15 protein-coding genes are annotated in these 15,523 nt (G+C 63.9%); 5 read left to right on the plus strand and 10 right to left on the minus strand.

The features are described from left to right. Position 1: 1 nt before the first annotated feature. Positions 2-1,003 (plus strand): N(2)-acetyl-L-2,4-diaminobutanoate deacetylase DoeB, encoded by a 1,002-nt coding sequence (gene doeB, locus EJ069_RS19785; RefSeq protein WP_126062743.1) that lies wholly within the window; start codon positions 2-4, stop codon positions 1,001-1,003. Here doeB and EJ069_RS19790 read toward each other — a convergent pair whose 3' ends face one another. The 7 genes from EJ069_RS19790 to cyoA are packed head-to-tail and all read right to left on the minus strand — an operon-like array spanning position 1,004 to position 7,883. Then, positions 1,004-1,537, minus strand: coding sequence for a response regulator transcription factor (locus EJ069_RS19790; RefSeq protein ID WP_189475889.1), 534 nt, complete (start codon positions 1,535-1,537; stop codon positions 1,004-1,006). Continuing rightward, positions 1,527-2,879: an ATP-binding protein gene (locus tag EJ069_RS19795; RefSeq protein WP_126062745.1), complete on the minus strand. Its 1,353-nt coding sequence runs from the start codon at positions 2,877-2,879 to the stop codon at positions 1,527-1,529. The genes EJ069_RS19790 and EJ069_RS19795 overlap by 11 nt, the downstream gene beginning before the upstream one ends. Next, a complete protein-coding gene (locus tag EJ069_RS19800) occupies positions 2,876-3,688 on the minus strand; it encodes an SURF1 family protein (protein ID WP_126062746.1) in 813 nt (270 codons plus the stop codon). Before EJ069_RS19800 ends, EJ069_RS19795 begins: the two co-directional genes overlap by 4 nt. Next, positions 3,685-4,059 (minus strand): cytochrome o ubiquinol oxidase subunit IV, encoded by a 375-nt coding sequence (cyoD, locus tag EJ069_RS19805; protein WP_042638457.1) that lies wholly within the window; start codon positions 4,057-4,059, stop codon positions 3,685-3,687. The genes EJ069_RS19800 and cyoD overlap by 4 nt, the downstream gene beginning before the upstream one ends. Continuing rightward, positions 4,056-4,682 carry a cytochrome o ubiquinol oxidase subunit III gene (gene cyoC / locus EJ069_RS19810; protein WP_126062747.1) on the minus strand — a complete coding sequence of 209 codons (627 nt, stop codon included), beginning with the start codon at positions 4,680-4,682 and terminating at the stop codon, positions 4,056-4,058. The genes cyoD and cyoC overlap by 4 nt, the downstream gene beginning before the upstream one ends. 2 nt (positions 4,683-4,684) lie before the next feature. Beyond that, positions 4,685-6,691: a cytochrome o ubiquinol oxidase subunit I gene (cyoB, locus tag EJ069_RS19815; RefSeq protein ID WP_126062748.1), complete on the minus strand. Its 2,007-nt coding sequence runs from the start codon at positions 6,689-6,691 to the stop codon at positions 4,685-4,687. A 10-nt stretch (positions 6,692-6,701) separates the two neighbouring features. Further along, positions 6,702-7,883 (minus strand): ubiquinol oxidase subunit II, encoded by a 1,182-nt coding sequence (cyoA, locus tag EJ069_RS19820; RefSeq protein WP_126062749.1) that lies wholly within the window; start codon positions 7,881-7,883, stop codon positions 6,702-6,704. Positions 7,884-8,083: 200 nt separating this feature from the next. Between cyoA and EJ069_RS19825 the strand changes: the two genes are divergently transcribed. After that, the gene (locus tag EJ069_RS19825) at positions 8,084-9,397 is read left to right on the plus strand and encodes an MFS transporter (RefSeq protein WP_126062750.1); all 1,314 of its coding nucleotides are present in this window, start codon (positions 8,084-8,086) and stop codon (positions 9,395-9,397) included. A 135-nt stretch (positions 9,398-9,532) separates the two neighbouring features. Here the strand turns inward: EJ069_RS19825 and EJ069_RS19830 are convergent, their stop codons facing one another. Further along, complete coding sequence (locus EJ069_RS19830) at positions 9,533-10,552, minus strand: NAD-dependent epimerase (protein ID WP_126062751.1); 1,020 nt, start codon at positions 10,550-10,552, stop codon at positions 9,533-9,535. 524 nt (positions 10,553-11,076) lie between these two features. Between EJ069_RS19830 and EJ069_RS19835 the strand changes: the two genes are divergently transcribed. The 3 genes from EJ069_RS19835 to EJ069_RS19845 all read left to right on the plus strand — a co-directional run bounded on the left by EJ069_RS19835 (position 11,077) and on the right by EJ069_RS19845 (position 12,959). Beyond that, a complete protein-coding gene (locus EJ069_RS19835) occupies positions 11,077-11,517 on the plus strand; it encodes a hypothetical protein (RefSeq protein WP_126062752.1) in 441 nt (146 codons plus the stop codon). Between the two features lie 100 nt (positions 11,518-11,617). Then, positions 11,618-12,118, plus strand: coding sequence for a hypothetical protein (locus EJ069_RS19840; protein ID WP_245456206.1), 501 nt, complete (start codon positions 11,618-11,620; stop codon positions 12,116-12,118). A 97-nt stretch (positions 12,119-12,215) separates the two neighbouring features. Then, entirely contained in the window at positions 12,216-12,959 is a 744-nt protein-coding gene (locus EJ069_RS19845; protein WP_126062753.1) for a pseudouridine synthase, read from the plus strand. A 264-nt stretch (positions 12,960-13,223) separates the two neighbouring features. On the opposite strand, the gene EJ069_RS19850 is transcribed toward EJ069_RS19845, so the two are convergent. Both EJ069_RS19850 and EJ069_RS19855 read right to left on the minus strand, forming a co-directional pair. Then, a complete protein-coding gene (locus EJ069_RS19850) occupies positions 13,224-13,805 on the minus strand; it encodes a histidine phosphatase family protein (RefSeq protein WP_126062754.1) in 582 nt (193 codons plus the stop codon). A 230-nt stretch (positions 13,806-14,035) separates the two neighbouring features. Beyond that, positions 14,036-15,373: a dicarboxylate/amino acid:cation symporter gene (locus EJ069_RS19855; protein ID WP_126062755.1), complete on the minus strand. Its 1,338-nt coding sequence runs from the start codon at positions 15,371-15,373 to the stop codon at positions 14,036-14,038. Positions 15,374-15,523 lie beyond the last annotated feature (150 nt).

Genomic DNA, 15,523 nt, shown 5'->3' on the forward strand with positions numbered 1-15,523 from the left:
GATGTCAGCTCTGCGTCCATCGCCGATCGCGCCGACCGTCGACTTCGAGCGCGACGGCGTCCAGCACGGCTTTTTGCGCCTGCCCTACAGCCGCGACGATTCTGCCTGGGGGTCGGTGATGATCCCGGTCTGCGTCGTACGCAACGGCAAGGGCTCGACGGCGCTGCTGACCGGCGGCAATCACGGCGACGAGTATGAAGGGCCGTTGGCACTTTACGAGCTCGCCCGCACGCTCGATCCGAAACAAGTCTCCGGCACGATCATCATCGTGCCGGCCATGAACTATCCGGCGTTCCGGGCCGGCACGCGCACCTCGCCGATCGACAAGGGCAATATGAACCGTTCTTTTCCCGGCCGTCCCGACGGCACCGTGACGGAGAAGATCGCCGACTACTTTCAACGCGAATTGCTGCCTCGCGCGGACCTCGTCTTCGACTTCCATTCCGGCGGCAAGACGCTGGATTTCGTGCCCTTCTGCGCCGCGCACACACTGCCGGATAAGGCGCAGGAGAAAAAAGCCTTCGCCGCCGTCGAAGTCTTCTCGGCGCCGTTCTCGATGCGCATGACCGAGATCGACGCGGTCGGCATGTATGACACGGCCGCCGAGGAAATGGGCAAGGTCTTCGTCACCACCGAGCTCGGCGGCGGCGGAACCTCTCGCGCCGAAACCGTGCGGATTGCCCGGCGCGGCGTCCTCAACGTGTTGCGCCACGCCGGCATTGTGTCTGGTGCGGTCGAGAAGACTCGAACTCAGTGGCTAGATATGCCGTCTGGCGATTGCTTCGCCTTCGCCGAGGAGGACGGGATGATCGAGACCATGGTCGATCTCGGCGAGCCTGTCGAGGACGGCCAGGTGGTCGCGCGCATCCATCCGGTCGGCCGTACCGGCCAGGCGCCGCAGGAGATCAGGGCCAGGATGTCGGGGCTGCTCGCCGCACGTCACTTCCCGGGCCTGGTCAAGGCGGGCGACTGCGTCTCGGTGCTGGCCGTGGCGGTCGGATAGTTATTGCACCACGCGCTTCTCGAGCTTGCGGGCGAGCGTGCGCCGGTGCAGGCCGAGGCGGCGCGCGGTTTCGGAGATGTTGAAGCCGGTCTCGACCAGCGTCTCGTGGATGCGCTCCCATTCGAGGTTCTTGATCGAGGTGGGACGGCTGGTGAGCGGCACCGACACATCTCCCTCGTCGCGGCCGAAGGCGGCTTCGATGTCGTCGGTGTTGGCGGGCTTGGCCAGATAGTGACAGGCGCCGAGCTTGATCGCCTCGACCGCAGTGGCGATGCTGGCAAACCCCGTCAATACGACGATCCGCGTCGACGGGTTGCGGGCGCCGAGCAGCTTGACGCATTCGAGTCCCGATCCCGCTCCGAGCTTGAGGTCGACGACGGCATAGGCCGGAACGGTCTTTTCCAGTGCGGCCATCACGGCGTCGCGGTCATGGCAGACCACGACGTCGTAGTCGCGCTTCTCAAACGAGCGTTTGAGCGTGCGCGCGAAAGTCGCGTCGTCCTCGACAATGAACAAGGACCGATCAGGTTTCACGATCGTCTCCACCGGTCAGCGCCGCCAGCGGCAGCGAAAGGGTAACGCAGGCGCCCTCCTCCATGTTGCGCGCTGAAACGTCGCCGCCGAGCTTGCGCACGACATTGCACACCAGGAATAGGCCCAGGCCGCCGCCCGGACGCCCCTTGCTCGACATATAGGGCTGGCCGAGCCCGGCCAGAATATCCTTGTCGAAACCCGGTCCGCGATCCTTGACGGTGAACACCAGTTTCTCATCCTGCCGCTCGGCAGCGATGCCGACCCAATCGTGCGATGCTTCCAGCGCATTGTCGAGCACATTGAAGATCACTTGCCGCAGCGCCGTGTCGGACACGATCGGCTCGTCCGGCTGGAACCCGTTGCTGAAGTCCAGCCTAGAAGGCTGGCGGCTGACACGCCACTCCTGGACGAGGTCGTCGAGGAAGTGGCGGATCGTGGTGCGGATCGTGCCTTCTCCCCGCGCCTGGCCGGAGGACATGAGGATGCCCGTGACGATGCTTTTGCAGCGCTCGATCTGCGCCTGCATCTCGGCCACGTCCTCGGCAAGCTCACGGTTGCGCTTGACGCCCTGCATCTGGCGCCAGTCGGACAGGATGACGGATATGGTCGACAGCGGGGTGCCCAGTTCATGCGCGGCGCCGGAGGCCAGCAGACCCATGCGCACGATGTGGTCTTCCTCGGCCGAACGCTGGCGCAGGTCCGCGAGATAGGCGTCGCGTTCGCGCAGGTTGCGGTTGATGCGTGTCATGAAGATCACGATCAGGCCGGCTGCCAGCACGAAGCAGATGAACATGCCGCGCAGATGCAGCGCCAGCAGGTCGCTGCCGCCGTGATGCGAAAGCGCGATCGGCTGGAAGACGAAGATGAGGAAGACGAAGCAGGCCGAGGCGGCCACCACTAGGATCCAGGTCGACCATGGCGCCAGCAGCGCGGCGCCGAGCGTGATCTGCAGCAGATAGAGCGACACGAACGGGTTCGAGGCGCCGCCGCTCAGATAGAGCTGCGTGGTCAGCGCCGCCATGTCGAAAATCAGCGCGACGAAAAGCTGGCCGTTGGAGATACGGCGATTGCCGCGCAGGGCGAGCAGGCTGAAGATGTTCAACGCGACGAGGAACAGCACCACGCCAGCCATCTCGGTAAGCGGCAGCGGGATGGCGAACCAGTATTGCGTCACCAGAATGGTCAGCACCTGCCCCGCCACCGCCAGCCAGCGCAAGTGGATGAGAAGCAGCAGGTTCTTCCTGTTCGTCACGTCGGCGTTCGAGGCGGCGCCTCCGTGGCCGACAAGAGGAGCCCCTGGGCACGGCTTCCCGTGATGAAGCCGCGCGATCGAGATGTTCATCTTGCCGCGTCCCGCTTCCGACGCCGGGCAAAAATCGGCCTGGCGATGGCGATCGCCAGCATCGCTGCCAGGGCGAACCAGGTCAGAGCATAGACAAGGTGGCTGTTGCGGAAGGTGACGACGGTCAGGCCGCCGCGCGGCCAGCTGTCCGCGCCGGACGCCCCGGCGTCGATGAAATAGGGCGCGATGTCGGTCAGGCCGCGCGCCTTGGCGATTGCCGCGACGTCGCGCGAATACCAGCGATCGGCCGCCGGATCGTTGCTGCGCAGGAAGCCGCCGCCGGGCTCGCTGATGCGCAGCAGCCCGTCAATCGCCGTAGGCGACCTCGCGCCGCCGCTCTCTTGTTGAAATTCGGCCTTGCGTTCCTGCGGAACGAAGCCGCGGTTGACGAGGACCGTGAAGCCGCGGTCGTCGCGCATCGGCGTCAGCACCCAATAGCCGCCGCCAAGCTCGGTCACCGCCTGCACCAGCGTGTTGGCTCCGCCCAAGAAACTGCCGGTGAGGCGTACATGGCGATATTCATAGCCGGCCGCGTTGATATCAGCCCATGTCGCGGGTCCTGGCGCATCGACGACCGGAGCATGGATGCGCTGGTCGACGCGGGCGATCAAGTCGAGTTTCCAGACCCGTCTTTCCAACTGCCAGATGCCGAGCCCAAGAAACACCAGAACGCCGACAAGTCCGAGCAGCGCAAGCAAGAAGCGCGACGCGGAGCCTTTCGACGGCGCGGCGTGAGTGCCTGTATCCGCCCGGCCGCCCGTGACTTCTGCCTTGAGATTGACCCTCCCCACGCCCGAAACAGGGCTCATGGCATCTCCCGCATCTCGTGGAGCCCGGGCATCATGTTGGCGTTGAGATGGTACATCACCCAGAGCGAGCCGCTCAGCACGATGACGACGAGGATCACCGTGAAGATGAGCGCCAGCATCGACCATCCGCCCTCGGAGGCCGGGTTCATGTGCAGGAAGAAGATCATGTGGACGACGATCTGCACCGCGGCGAAGGCCATGATGATGACGGCCGTGGCCTGCTTGTTGTCGATGACGCCGTCCATTACCAGCCAGAACGGAATGGCGGTGAGGATCACCGACAGGAAGAAGCCGATCAGGTAGCCCTTCAGCGACCCGTGCGCGGCGCCGCCATGCGCGTGGTCGTGACCGGTATGATCATGAGCGCTCATCGCAACGTCCCCATCAGATAGACGAAGGTGAAGACGCCGATCCAGACGACGTCGAGGAAGTGCCAGAACATCGAGAGGCACATCAGCCGGCGGCGGTTGGCCTCGATCAGGCCGTATCGCGCGACCTGCACCATAAGCGTCAGCATCCAGACGATACCGAAGGTGACATGCAGACCGTGCGTGCCGACCAGGGTGAAGAAGGACGACAGGAAGGCGCTGCGCTGCGGCGTGGCGCCCTCATGGATCATATGCGCGAACTCGTAGAGCTCGATGGAGAGGAACGCCAGGCCGAACAGCATGGTCACCGTGAGCCAGGCTTGCGTCGCGCCGACACGGCCCTTGTCCATGGTCAGCATGGCAAAGCCGTAAGTGATCGAGGAGAGCAGCAGCATGGTGGTGTTGACCGCCACCAGGCCGAGATCGAACAGGTCCTTCGGCGCCGGACCCGCCGCGTAATTGCCGCCGAGCACGCCAAAGGCCGCGAACAGCATGGCGAAGATCAGGCAGTCGCTCATCAGGTAGAGCCAGAAGCCGAGCATGGTGCTGCCGCCTTCGGCGTGCGCATGCTCCTCTTCCAGATGGAAGACCGGCTCGGCGCCGACCGTGATTGCCGTCGATGCCATGCTCAAGCCCTAGCCCCCTGAGCGGCGAGGAGCGCCGTCCTCGCCTCTTCCTTTTGCGCGACCTCGGCCGCCGGGATGTCGAAGTCGCGGTGATAGTTGAAGGTGTGGCCGATGGCGGTGGCGATGAGGCAGACGAAGCTCAGCGCCGCCAGCCACCACATGTACCAGATCAGCCCGAAGCCCAGCGCCACACTGAACACGGCCAGGACGACACCGGTGCCGGTGTTCTTCGGCATGTGGATCGGCCTGAAGCCGGAGAGCGGGCGCCGGTAGCCGGCTCTCTTCATGTCGAACCAGGCGTCGTTGTCGCGGATGACCGGCGTGAAAGCGAAATTATAGGCGGGCGGCGGCGAGGAGGTCGACCATTCGAGCGTGCGGCCGTCCCACGGATCGCCGGTGACGTCGACCAGTTCGGCTCGCTTGCGGATCGAGACGAAGATCTGGACCAGGAAAGCGGCGATGCCGGCGGCGATCAGCACCGCGCCGAAGGCAGCGATGACGAACCAGATCTGCAGCGAGGGATCGTCGAAGACGCGCATGCGGCGCGTCACGCCCATCAGGCCGAGGATATAGAGCGGCATGAAGGCGAACCAGAAGCCAAGCACCCAGCACCAGAACGAGACCTTGCCCCAGAACGGATCGAGCCTGAAGCCGAAGGCCTTGGGCCACCAGTAGGCGATGCCGGCAAACAGGCCGAACAGCACGCCGCCGATGATGACGTTGTGGAAATGCGCGATCAGGAACAGGCTGTTGTGCAACACGAAGTCGGCCGGCGGCACCGCAAGCAGCACGCCTGTCATGCCGCCGACGACGAAGGTGAGCATGAAGGCCACCGTCCACATCATCGGCAGTTCGAAGCGGATGCGGCCGCGATACATGGTGAAAAGCCAGTTGAACATCTTTGCCCCGGTCGGGATCGAGATGATCATCGTGGTGATGCCGAAGAAGGAGTTGACGCTGGCGCCGGAGCCCATGGTGAAGAAGTGGTGCAGCCAGACCAGATAGGACAGGATAGTGATGACCACCGTGGCGTAGACCATGGAGGTGTAGCCGAACAGGCGCTTGCCGGAAAAGGTCGAGGTGACCTCGGAGAAGACGCCGAACAGCGGCAGGATGAGGATGTAGACCTCCGGGTGACCCCATATCCAGATGAGGTTCACATACATCATCGGGTTGCCGCCGAAGTCGTTGGTGAAGAAGTTGGTGCCGACATAGCGGTCGAGCGCCAAGAGCGTGAGCACCGCCGTCAGCACCGGGAAGGACGCCACGATCAGCACGTTGGTGCATAGCGAGGTCCAGGTGAAGATGGGCATGCGCATCATGGTCATGCCGGGGGCGCGCATCTTGACGATAGTGCAGATCAGATTGATGCCGGATAAGGTCGTGCCGACGCCGGCGACCTGCAGCGCCCAGATGTAATAATCGACGCCGACGTCCGGACTGTAATTGATGCCCGAGAGCGGCGGATAGGCCAGCCAGCCGGTGCGGGCGAACTCGCCCACGAACAGCGAGGCCATGACCAGGATGGCGCCGCCCACCGTCATCCAGAAGCTGAAATTGTTGAGGAAGGGGAAGGAGACGTCGCGCGCGCCGATCTGCAGCGGCACGACGAAGTTCATCAGCCCGGTGACGAAAGGCATCGCCACGAAGAAGATCATGATCACGCCATGCGCGGTGAAGATCTGGTCGTAGTGATGGGCGTTGAGATAGCCGTCCGAACCGTTGAAGGCGATCGCCTGCTGCAGGCGCATCATGATGGCGTCGGAGAAGCCGCGAAGCAGCATGACGAGGCCGAGCACCATGTACATGATGCCGATCTTCTTATGGTCGACGCTGGTGAACCACTCGCGCCAGAGATAGCCCCATAGCTTGAAATAGGTGATGGCGCCGAGAACCGCGAGGCCGCCAACCGCCACCACGATGAAGGTGACGACGACGATCGGCTCGTGCAGCGGCAGCGACTCCAAAGTGAGGCGGCCGAAGATGAATTTGGTCAGCGTCTCAGGCATCCGCCATTCCTCACAATTCGAAGCGCAGCAGGCCGAGCGACGGCGTCCCGGCGTCGGCGCGGCGGCTGCCGGCGCCGGGCGCGAGCAAGCCGACGCCGCGCAGCGGGGACAGGTCCCTGAGCGGCCAGCTCTTTTCATCGTCATTACGAGCCGCGCGAGATGCGGCTGCCGCCTCCTCCGCCGTGCAGATGCTGGCGACATAGGACGGATCGCTGCCGAACACCGCGCCGCGCCGGGCAAGCTTGTCATATTGCAGCGGCAGGGTGTTGCGGACGCCGGCAAGGCCAAGGCCGCCCTTGGCGTCGATCGACATCATCTCGTTCATGCACATCTTGCCTGGCTCGACGCACAGATTGAGGATCGCGCCGTAGAGGTCGGGGTCGACGGAGGCATAGTGCCGGACCGGCTCGTTCTCGCTCGGGCGTTCGAGCTCGAGATAGGTCTCGCGGGTAAGCGTGGACTGCGCGCTCTTGGCCTGCGCCACCCAGTCGGTGAAGGCTTGGTTGGACACGCCGTGGAAGGCAAAGCGCATGCCGGAGAAGCCGGCGCCGCTGTAATTGGCCGAGAAGCCGGTATAGGTGCCCGGGCGGTTTATGACGGCGTGCAGCTTCGTCTCCATGGCGGGCATGGCATAGATCTGCCCGGCAAGGGCTGGAATGTAGAAGGAGTTCATCACCCTGGACGAGGTGATGCGGAAGTCGATCGGCTGATTGACCGGCGCCGCCAGCTCATTGACGGAGGCGATGCCGTAGTCCGGATAGATGAAGAGCCACTTCCAGTCGAGCGCGACGACTTCGACCCTGAGCGGTTTATGGTTCTGCGTGACCGGCTGTCCGGGCTCGATGCGGTCGATGCGCCGGTAAGGATCGAGCAGATGCGTGCCGAGCCAGGTCAGCGCGCCCAGGCATATGATGATGAGCAGAGGGGCCGCCCAGATTACCAGCTCCAGCTTGGTCGAATGGTCCCAGTCGGGCGTGTAGCTCGCCGTCGTGCTGGACTGCCGGTAGCGCCAGGCGAACAGCACGGTCAGCGCCATGACGGGCACGATGATGAGCAGCATCAAAAGGGTCGAGACGACGAGCAGGTCGCGCTGCTGCACTGCCACGTCGCCCGCGGGCGCCAGCACGACGAAGTCGCAGCCGGTCAGCAGCACGGCCAGGGGAAACAGAAGCAAAGCTCCGGATCGTTTCATCAACGCTGCCCTCGATGGCGTCGCAACGGGCTTTTCACAAGCTACAACGCGGGATGGGCCAACGGCTACTGCCGCCGGCACGGGGACGACATTGGACAATTTGTCCAATGCCGGATTGCTATGGCTTTGGCGAAACTGTGCACGCATAATGGGACGAGGACAATCGCGTTCCGAACTTGAGCTCGGTGGCGACGAACAAGATGGCTGAAACTTCGACTGCCGAAACGGACAGCAGGCTGATCGGCTCGCATCACGGCCAGGTCAGCGCGGGCGATATCGCTGTCGGCGTGATCATCGGCAGGACATCGGAGTTCTTCGATTTCTTCGTCTATGCGATCGCTTCCGTGATCGTGTTCCCCAGGCTTGTCTTTCCGACGCACGATCCGCTGGCCGGGACGCTCTATTCCTTCGCCATCTTCGCGCTGGCCTTCATCGCGCGCCCGTTCGGCACGGTGCTGTTCATGGCGATCGACCGCGCCTATGGCCGCGGCGCCAAGCTGACCATTGCGCTTTTCCTGCTCGGCACCTCGACCGTCGCGATGGCGTTCCTGCCGTCCTATGACGACGTGGGCGCGGTCGCCGCCTGGCTGCTGGCGCTGACCCGCTTCCTGCAAGGCCTTGCGCTCGGCGGAACCTGGGATGGGTTGCCCTCGCTGCTGGCGCTGAACGCGCCGCAGAATCGGCGCGGCATCTATGCGATGATCCCGCAACTCGGCGCGCCGATCGGGCTTATCGTGGCGAGCTCGCTGTTCGCCTTCTTCGTCGCCAATCTCTCCGCCGACGATTTCTTCGCCTGGGGCTGGCGCTATCCGTTCTTCGTCGCTTTCGCCATCAATGTCGTGGCGCTGTTTGCCAGGCTGCGCATCGTGGTGACGCCCGAATTCTCGAAGCTCTACGAGAGCGGCGACCTGCAGCCGACCCGCATCAGGGACATGATCAGCACGGAAGGCCGCAACGTCGTCGTCGGCGCCTTCGCGCCGCTGGCGAGCTTCGCGCTGTTCCACATGGTGACGGTGTTCCCATTGTCCTGGGTGTTCCTGTTCACCAATGAGGGGCCGGAGCGCTTCCTGGTCATCGAGGCGGTGAGCGCGCTGTTCGGCATCGCCGCCATCGTCGCATCGGGGCCGCTGGCCGACCGCGTCGGGCGTCGCGCTTTGCTCGGCGGCGGCGCCGTCGCCATCGCCGCTTTCAGCGGCTTTGCCCCGCAGCTTCTCAATGGCGGCACCGTCGGGGAGACGGTATTCATGGTGCTGGGCTTCATCCTGCTCGGCTTGAGCTTCGGACAATCCTCGGGCGTCGTCGCGTCGAGCTTCTCGCGCCAGCACCGCTACACCGGCTCGGCGGTGACGTCGGATCTCGCCTGGATGTTCGGCGCCGGCTTCGCGCCGCTTGCAGCGCTGCTGCTGGCCGGCACTTTCGGCCTCATCGCCGCCGGCGCCTATCTGCTTTCAGGCGCTGCCTGCACGCTGCTCGCGCTGTGGATCGACAGGCAGGCCTCGACGACCGGGCGCTAGAGCGTTTCACCGTTTCACGGAAACGGCGAACCACTCTATCTCTTTGTTTTTACGCAATTCCGGACGGAAAACCGCTCACACTTTTCCTGGAATCGCTCTGGTACCCGGCCGCTAGCCATTGTCGCAGGCGGCCAATCAGACCCGGTAGAAATCCCGATACCATTCGACGAAGCGCGGAACGCCGACCTCGATCGGGATCGTGGGCCTGAAGCCGGTCACCTCCTCGAGCGAGGTGATGTCGGCGTAGGTCGCCAGCACGTCGCCCGGCTGGAGCGGCATCAGGTTGCGGATTGCCTTGCGGCCAAGCGCGTCTTCCAGCACGTCGATCAGCCGGCTCAGTTGGACGGGTGAGCTGTCGCCGATGTTGTGGATCCTGTACGGCGCATTGCTGGTCGCGGGATCCGGGGCCGCGCTTGTCCAATCGGTATTGGGCGTCGCGGGATGCTCCATGACGCGGATTACGCCCTCGACGATGTCGTCGATATAAGTGAAGTCCCGCTGCATGTTGCCATGGTTGAAGACGTCGATCGGCTGGCCGGCGAGGATGGCCTTGGTGAAGATGAACAAGGCCATATCGGGCCGGCCCCACGGGCCGTAGACGGTGAAGAAGCGCAAGCCCGTGGTCGGCAGCCCGAACAGATGGCTGTAGGTGTGGGCCATCAGCTCGTTCGCCTTCTTGCTGGCGGCATAGAGGCTCAAGGGATGGTCGGCGGAATCATGCACCGAGAACGGCATGCGCGTGCTGCCGCCATAGATCGAGCTCGACGATGCATAGACGAGATGACCGACCGAGGCCTGACGGCACCCTTCCAGGATATTGAGGAAGCCGTCGAGATTGCTGCGCGCATATACGTGCGGATTGATCAGCGAATAGCGGACGCCGGCCTGCGCGGCGAGATTGACGACGATCTCCGGCGCGGCGGAAGCAAAGACCGCCGAGACGCCATCGCGGTCGGCGAGGTCGACATGCTCGAAGCGAAAGTTCGCGAACGCTTTCAGCCGCTCGAGCCGCGCCTGCTTGAGGGCAACGTCGTAATACTCGTTCATGGAATCGAGGCCGACAACCTGCCGGCCTTCGGCAAGCAGCCTGTGGCAGAGGTGAAAGCCGATGAAGCCGGCCGCGCCGGTGATCAGTATGGGCCTGCTCGACGTCAATCCATGCCCCCAAAACGTTGTGGTCAACCGGACCGATCTTTCGCCGACAGCCCGCGGGCACGTCCGGAATTCCTCAAGCCGGTCGAGAACTTGCGCCTTTTATGGCAGGCCGTCGACGAATTCAACGATACGCCTTTCTCCTCCGTCTCGACACGACTTACCAGTCCTCGCGGCGCCAGGGCTGCAAGGGTGGCACGGACGGATGCGGCAGCAGCGCACCGACCCCGCCGACCTCAGCCTGCGCGGCCTCGTCCTCCCATCGCTCCGGAACGAAGGTCGCCTCGTATATGGTTCAATCAGCTCGATCATGGTCGCCTGAAGATGATGTGGCCGGGGCTGGCCCGGAAGAACAGTACCTGACTGCGGAAATGCAATCTCAAGCCCATGCTTATATGCGAGCGCGGTCACGGATCGGACCCATTCATGCAGAATGAGTTTGCGCTCAGGAGGCCAGTTGAGGATTTTATTTTCTTGGTGATCTCCCTTTGCTGAGGCAAACTGCTAGTGGGCTGTCAGGAGGAGAAATGAGAGCACGCGCGGCGACGGTCGGAGACCTGGAAGATGTGTTCCACGGCCTGTCCAAGCGGATGTCGGACGAATATGTCGCGGCCGGCAAGGACAGCAAAAGCGCCTATGACAATCTGATGATGAATTTGAAGGAAGGCCGGGCGCATGCGCTCGTAGAAGGCGACAGGGCCGTCGCGATCATAGCCTGGCATGAGCATGCGGATGCCGCCGATACGCTGTTCGCGGCGCGGGAGGATTTCTTCAACGCCGCGACGGTCCGCTTCTGCAAGCGGCACATCCGCCATGTCCAGGCGCTTGCCGGCAACCTTCCCATACATTCGCGCAGCTGGCTGGACAGGCCGGAGGTGGCGAAATGGTTCCGCGTGATCGGCTATGTCGACCGTGGGCGTGAGAACGGCGCCACCCTGTTCGAGCTGCCGCCGGCCGCCAATAGCTGACAAGGCAACGCTGCCCTGAAAAACCGGGCGCTTGCGCGAAAACCCGATTGGAAAGATTGTACGCGCAGGCAGCCGGGCAACCTGGCACGCCGGATGGGGTATGGCTGCTGGAATGGGGATGTTGCGCGTCTGCCTGGCCGTTGTCGCCGTCGCTGCCCTGACGAGACCGTTAGGGGCGGAACCGCGCGCGTCCCATCTTTTTGACCGAGCTGACCTCACGGCAGCCTATTCGGGGCAACCCGATCTCGTCACCGCGTATGCGACCGGCATGGCGCGCTACCGGTTTCAATATTCGGGCCCCGCAACCCAGGCCGGTTTGGCCGCGCCGCTCGAGCCTCGCCTGCTGCGGCCTGAATTCCAGCAACGGACATGGCGTTCGGCGGACGGCAGCCTGCTTCAGGGATTTGCCGGCAAGGGCGGCTTTCGCCTGACCACGGGCAACTGCGTGAACCGCCTCTGCCTGGCCAGCGAGTGCAGCGAAGCCGGCTGGCCGCTCTATGCCTGCAGCGACGGGCGCAAGCGCAAGATGTCGGTCCAGAGCTTCGTGACGGCAACATTCGACGGCGTCCCCTACCGGCGGCTGAGCGCGCCGAAGGAGTGACATTGGCGGCCCGACCGGGATAACGGGGCCGCTTGCGCCGATCTCGCTAGGCGTGGCATCGGTTGCGGCGTTTTTGAACAAGTCCGAAGGCAAGACCGTGGCACGCCAACCCGACCGACGATCCGCAACCCCAAAGGTCAGCCTCGCCCGGGCCCTCTCCAAGCTTGGCTTCTGCTCGCGCACGCAGGCCGAGCGTCTCGTCGCCGAGGGGCGCGTCCAGGTCGGCGGCAAGACGGTGCGCGATGCGTCGCTGCGCATCGATCCGGACCGCGACCGCATCACCGTTGACGGCGAGCGCGTCGTTGCCGAGCGCAAGGTCTATCTGATGCTCAACAAGCCGCGCGGGCTGGTCACCACCCGCGACGATCCCGAAGGCCGCGGCACGGTCTATGACTGCCTGGAAGGGCTCGACCTGCCCTTCGTGTCGCCGGTCGGCCGGCTCGACAAGGCAAGCGAAGGGCTGCTTTTGATGAGCAACGACACACGCTGGACGAACGGGCTGCTCGATCCGGCCTCGCATGTCGCCAAGACCTATCATGTGCAGATCGCTTCAGTGCCTGACGACGCGATGCTGGAACGCTTTCGCCAGGGCTCGGTCGTCGACGGGGAGTTGCTTACGGCAAGCTCGATCGCACTGCTGCGCAGCGGCGGGCGGACAGCCTGGCTGGAAATCGTGCTCGACGAAGGCCGCAACCGGCAAATCCGCAGGCTGCTCGGCGCTTTCGACATCGAGGTGCTAAGGCTGGTTCGAGTGGCGATCGGCGGTCTTCAGCTCGGCGAACTCGCCAAAGGCAAGGCGCGGCATCTGACGAGCGAGGAGCTGGCGATGATCAGAGTCTAGCTCGAAAGGCCTCAGCTTCGTCATCCACGGGCGGAGCGGAAGCGAAGCGGACGCGTAGACCCGAGGATCCATTCCGTGACCTCGCGCGAGGGTTAAACACGGTGCAAGACAGGGGTCGTTCTGAATCGCCGTAACGCGGATAGGTAACGGAATGGATTCTAGGGTCTGCGCCGCGTCGCTTCGCTCCTTGCTCCGCCCTAGAATGACGAGGCTGAGGGGCTTCGCCTAATCTCCCGAAACGCCTCGGCTGCTATCGAGCTGCAGCTACTTCCGGTTCCACCGCCGGATGACCGGCTCGGTTAGGTCGTGCTCGTAACCGAGGACACTCAGGCTCGCTGTGTCGAGCACGAAATACTCGCCGCCTTCCGGCGGCAGGCCGACCCAGCGCGCCGCGAGAACACGCAGGAAATGCGAGCTGGAGAAGACGAGCACATTGCCGGCAATCGCGCGCAGCCCGGCGATGATCGCGTCGGCGCGGGCGCCGACATCGGCCGCAGTCTCGCCGTCAGGACAGCCGTCGCGAAACAATTGCCAGCTGGGGCGCTTCGACAGGATCTCCTTGGTCGTCACGCCCTCGTAAGCGCCATAATCCCATTCCTGCAGGTCCGGCTTCTTGACCGCGCCCTCGGCGAAGCCGGCGAGCCGGCAGGTGTCGAAGGCGCGCTGCGAGGGGCTCGACCAGACCGCCTGGAAGGTCAGGCCCTTGAGCCGGTCGGCCACGCCGCGCGCGGCCTCCTCGCCTTTTGCCGTCAGCGGGATGTCGGTGCGGCCGGTATGCCTGCCCGAGAGGCTCCATTCGGTCTCGCCATGACGGACAAGATAGATCTCGGGATACGCGCTGCTCATTGACCGCCCTCGGCTGACTATTTCGCCGGGAATCCGGCTCGCGCAGCCTATGCGGCGGTCGGCAAAAAGAACAGGCCGCGGCTAGCGCGTTTCACCGTTTCACGGAAACTGTGAAACGCGCTAGCTCTTTGTTTTTACGCAATTCCGGACGGAAAACCGCTCACACTTTTCCTGGAATTGCTTCTAAGCCGCGGCCTGCAAGGCTTGGAAGGGATGCCTGAACTTGCCTGTCACTCCGCCGGCTGCAAACCGCCCGACAACGCGAGATCGGCCTCCTCCGGCAATTGACCTGCCATGGCGGCGGCGAATTGCTTCTGGTCGAGCTCGCCTTCCCAGCGCGCCACGACGATGGTCGCCACCGCATTGCCAACGAAGTTGGTGAGCGCGCGGCACTCAGACATGAAGCGGTCGACGCCAAGGATCAGCGCCATACCGGCGACCGGCACCGAAGGCACGACCGAGAGCGTGGCGGCCAAGGTGATGAAGCCCGCGCCGGTGATGCCGGCCGCGCCCTTGGAGCTCAGCATGGCGACGAGCAGGAGCAGGATCTGGTCGCCGAAGGTGAGCGGCGTGTCGGTCGCCTGGGCGATGAACAGCGCGGCAAGCGTCATGTAGATATTGGTGCCGTCGAGATTGAAGGAATAGCCGGTCGGGATGACCAGGCCGACCACCGAGCGGTTGCAGCCGGCACGCTCCATCTTGGCCATCAGGCCGGGAAGCGCGGCTTCCGACGACGAGGTGCCGAGCACAAGCAGCAGCTCTTCCTTGATGTAGCGGATCAGCGCCAGGATGGAGAAGCCGTTGTACCATGCGACGGCGCCGAGAACGACCAGCACGAAGAGCAGCGACGTCAGGTAGAAGGTGCCGATCAGGAAGGCGAGGTTGGCGATCGTGCCGATGCCGTATTTGCCGACTGTGAAGGCCATGGCGCCGAAGGCGCCGATGGGCGCCGCCTTCATCAGGATGGCGACGAGGCGAAAGATCGGAGCGGTCAGCGCCTGCAGGAAATCGACCACAGGGCGCCCGCGTTCGCCGACCAGCGCCAGCGCAATGCCGAACAGCACCGAGAAGAACAGCACCTGCAGAATGTCACCCTGCGCAAAGGCGCCGATGATGGTGTCGGGGATGATGTTCATCAGGAAGCCGACGATCGTCGTGTCATGCGCCTTCTCGGTGAAGGTCGAGACCTTCGAGGCATCGAGTGTCGCCGGATTGATGTGCATGCCGGCGCCGGGCTGGATGACGTTCGACACAACCAGGCCGACGATCAGCGCCAATGTCGAGAAGACAAGAAAATAGATCATCGCCTTGCCGGCGACGCGGCCGACCTTGTGCAGGTCGGAGACTCCCGCGATGCCGGTCGCCACGGTGAAGAAGATCACCGGCGCGATGACCATCTTGACCAGCTTGATGAAGGCATCGCCGAGCGGTTTCAGCGATGCGCCCAGATCGGGATAAAAATGGCCAAGCAGGATGCCGGCGGCGATCGCCACCAGGACCTGCACATAGAGATGCCGGTAAAAGGGAACCTTGCCGCGCGGTTCGGCGGCAGCGATTGCTGTCTGCATGATATCCTCCGTTCGGCCCCCGATCGAGAACGCTCGACCTCCCAGGGGGCTGTTGACCTCCACAGCCTCGCGGCTGCTGCGGATGCAGGTGCAATGCGCGTGCCAGATGGCGCCCGGAATTTCGCTTCGTTGATTTTGCTGAATTTTTCG

Source organism: Mesorhizobium sp. M2A.F.Ca.ET.043.05.1.1 (assembly GCF_003952445.1).
GTDB lineage: Bacteria > Pseudomonadota > Alphaproteobacteria > Rhizobiales > Rhizobiaceae > Mesorhizobium.

Excerpts from the sequence above, each read along its gene's own strand:
- doeB (WP_126062743.1), top strand. The coding sequence starts at position 2 with ATGTCAGCTCTGCGTCCATCGCCGATCGCGCCGACCGTCGACTTCGAG.
- EJ069_RS19795 (WP_126062745.1), bottom strand. The coding sequence starts at position 2,879 with ATGAACATCTCGATCGCGCGGCTTCATCACGGGAAGCCGTGCCCAGGG.
- EJ069_RS19800 (WP_126062746.1), bottom strand. The coding sequence starts at position 3,688 with ATGAGCCCTGTTTCGGGCGTGGGGAGGGTCAATCTCAAGGCAGAAGTC.
- cyoD (WP_042638457.1), bottom strand. The coding sequence starts at position 4,059 with ATGAGCGCTCATGATCATACCGGTCACGACCACGCGCATGGCGGCGCC.
- cyoC (WP_126062747.1), bottom strand. The coding sequence starts at position 4,682 with ATGGCATCGACGGCAATCACGGTCGGCGCCGAGCCGGTCTTCCATCTG.
- cyoB (WP_126062748.1), bottom strand. The coding sequence starts at position 6,691 with ATGCCTGAGACGCTGACCAAATTCATCTTCGGCCGCCTCACTTTGGAG.
- cyoA (WP_126062749.1), bottom strand. The coding sequence starts at position 7,883 with ATGAAACGATCCGGAGCTTTGCTTCTGTTTCCCCTGGCCGTGCTGCTG.
- EJ069_RS19825 (WP_126062750.1), top strand. The coding sequence starts at position 8,084 with ATGGCTGAAACTTCGACTGCCGAAACGGACAGCAGGCTGATCGGCTCG.
- EJ069_RS19835 (WP_126062752.1), top strand. The coding sequence starts at position 11,077 with ATGAGAGCACGCGCGGCGACGGTCGGAGACCTGGAAGATGTGTTCCAC.
- EJ069_RS19840 (WP_245456206.1), top strand. The coding sequence starts at position 11,618 with ATGGCTGCTGGAATGGGGATGTTGCGCGTCTGCCTGGCCGTTGTCGCC.
- EJ069_RS19850 (WP_126062754.1), bottom strand. The coding sequence starts at position 13,805 with ATGAGCAGCGCGTATCCCGAGATCTATCTTGTCCGTCATGGCGAGACC.
- EJ069_RS19855 (WP_126062755.1), bottom strand. The coding sequence starts at position 15,373 with ATGCAGACAGCAATCGCTGCCGCCGAACCGCGCGGCAAGGTTCCCTTT.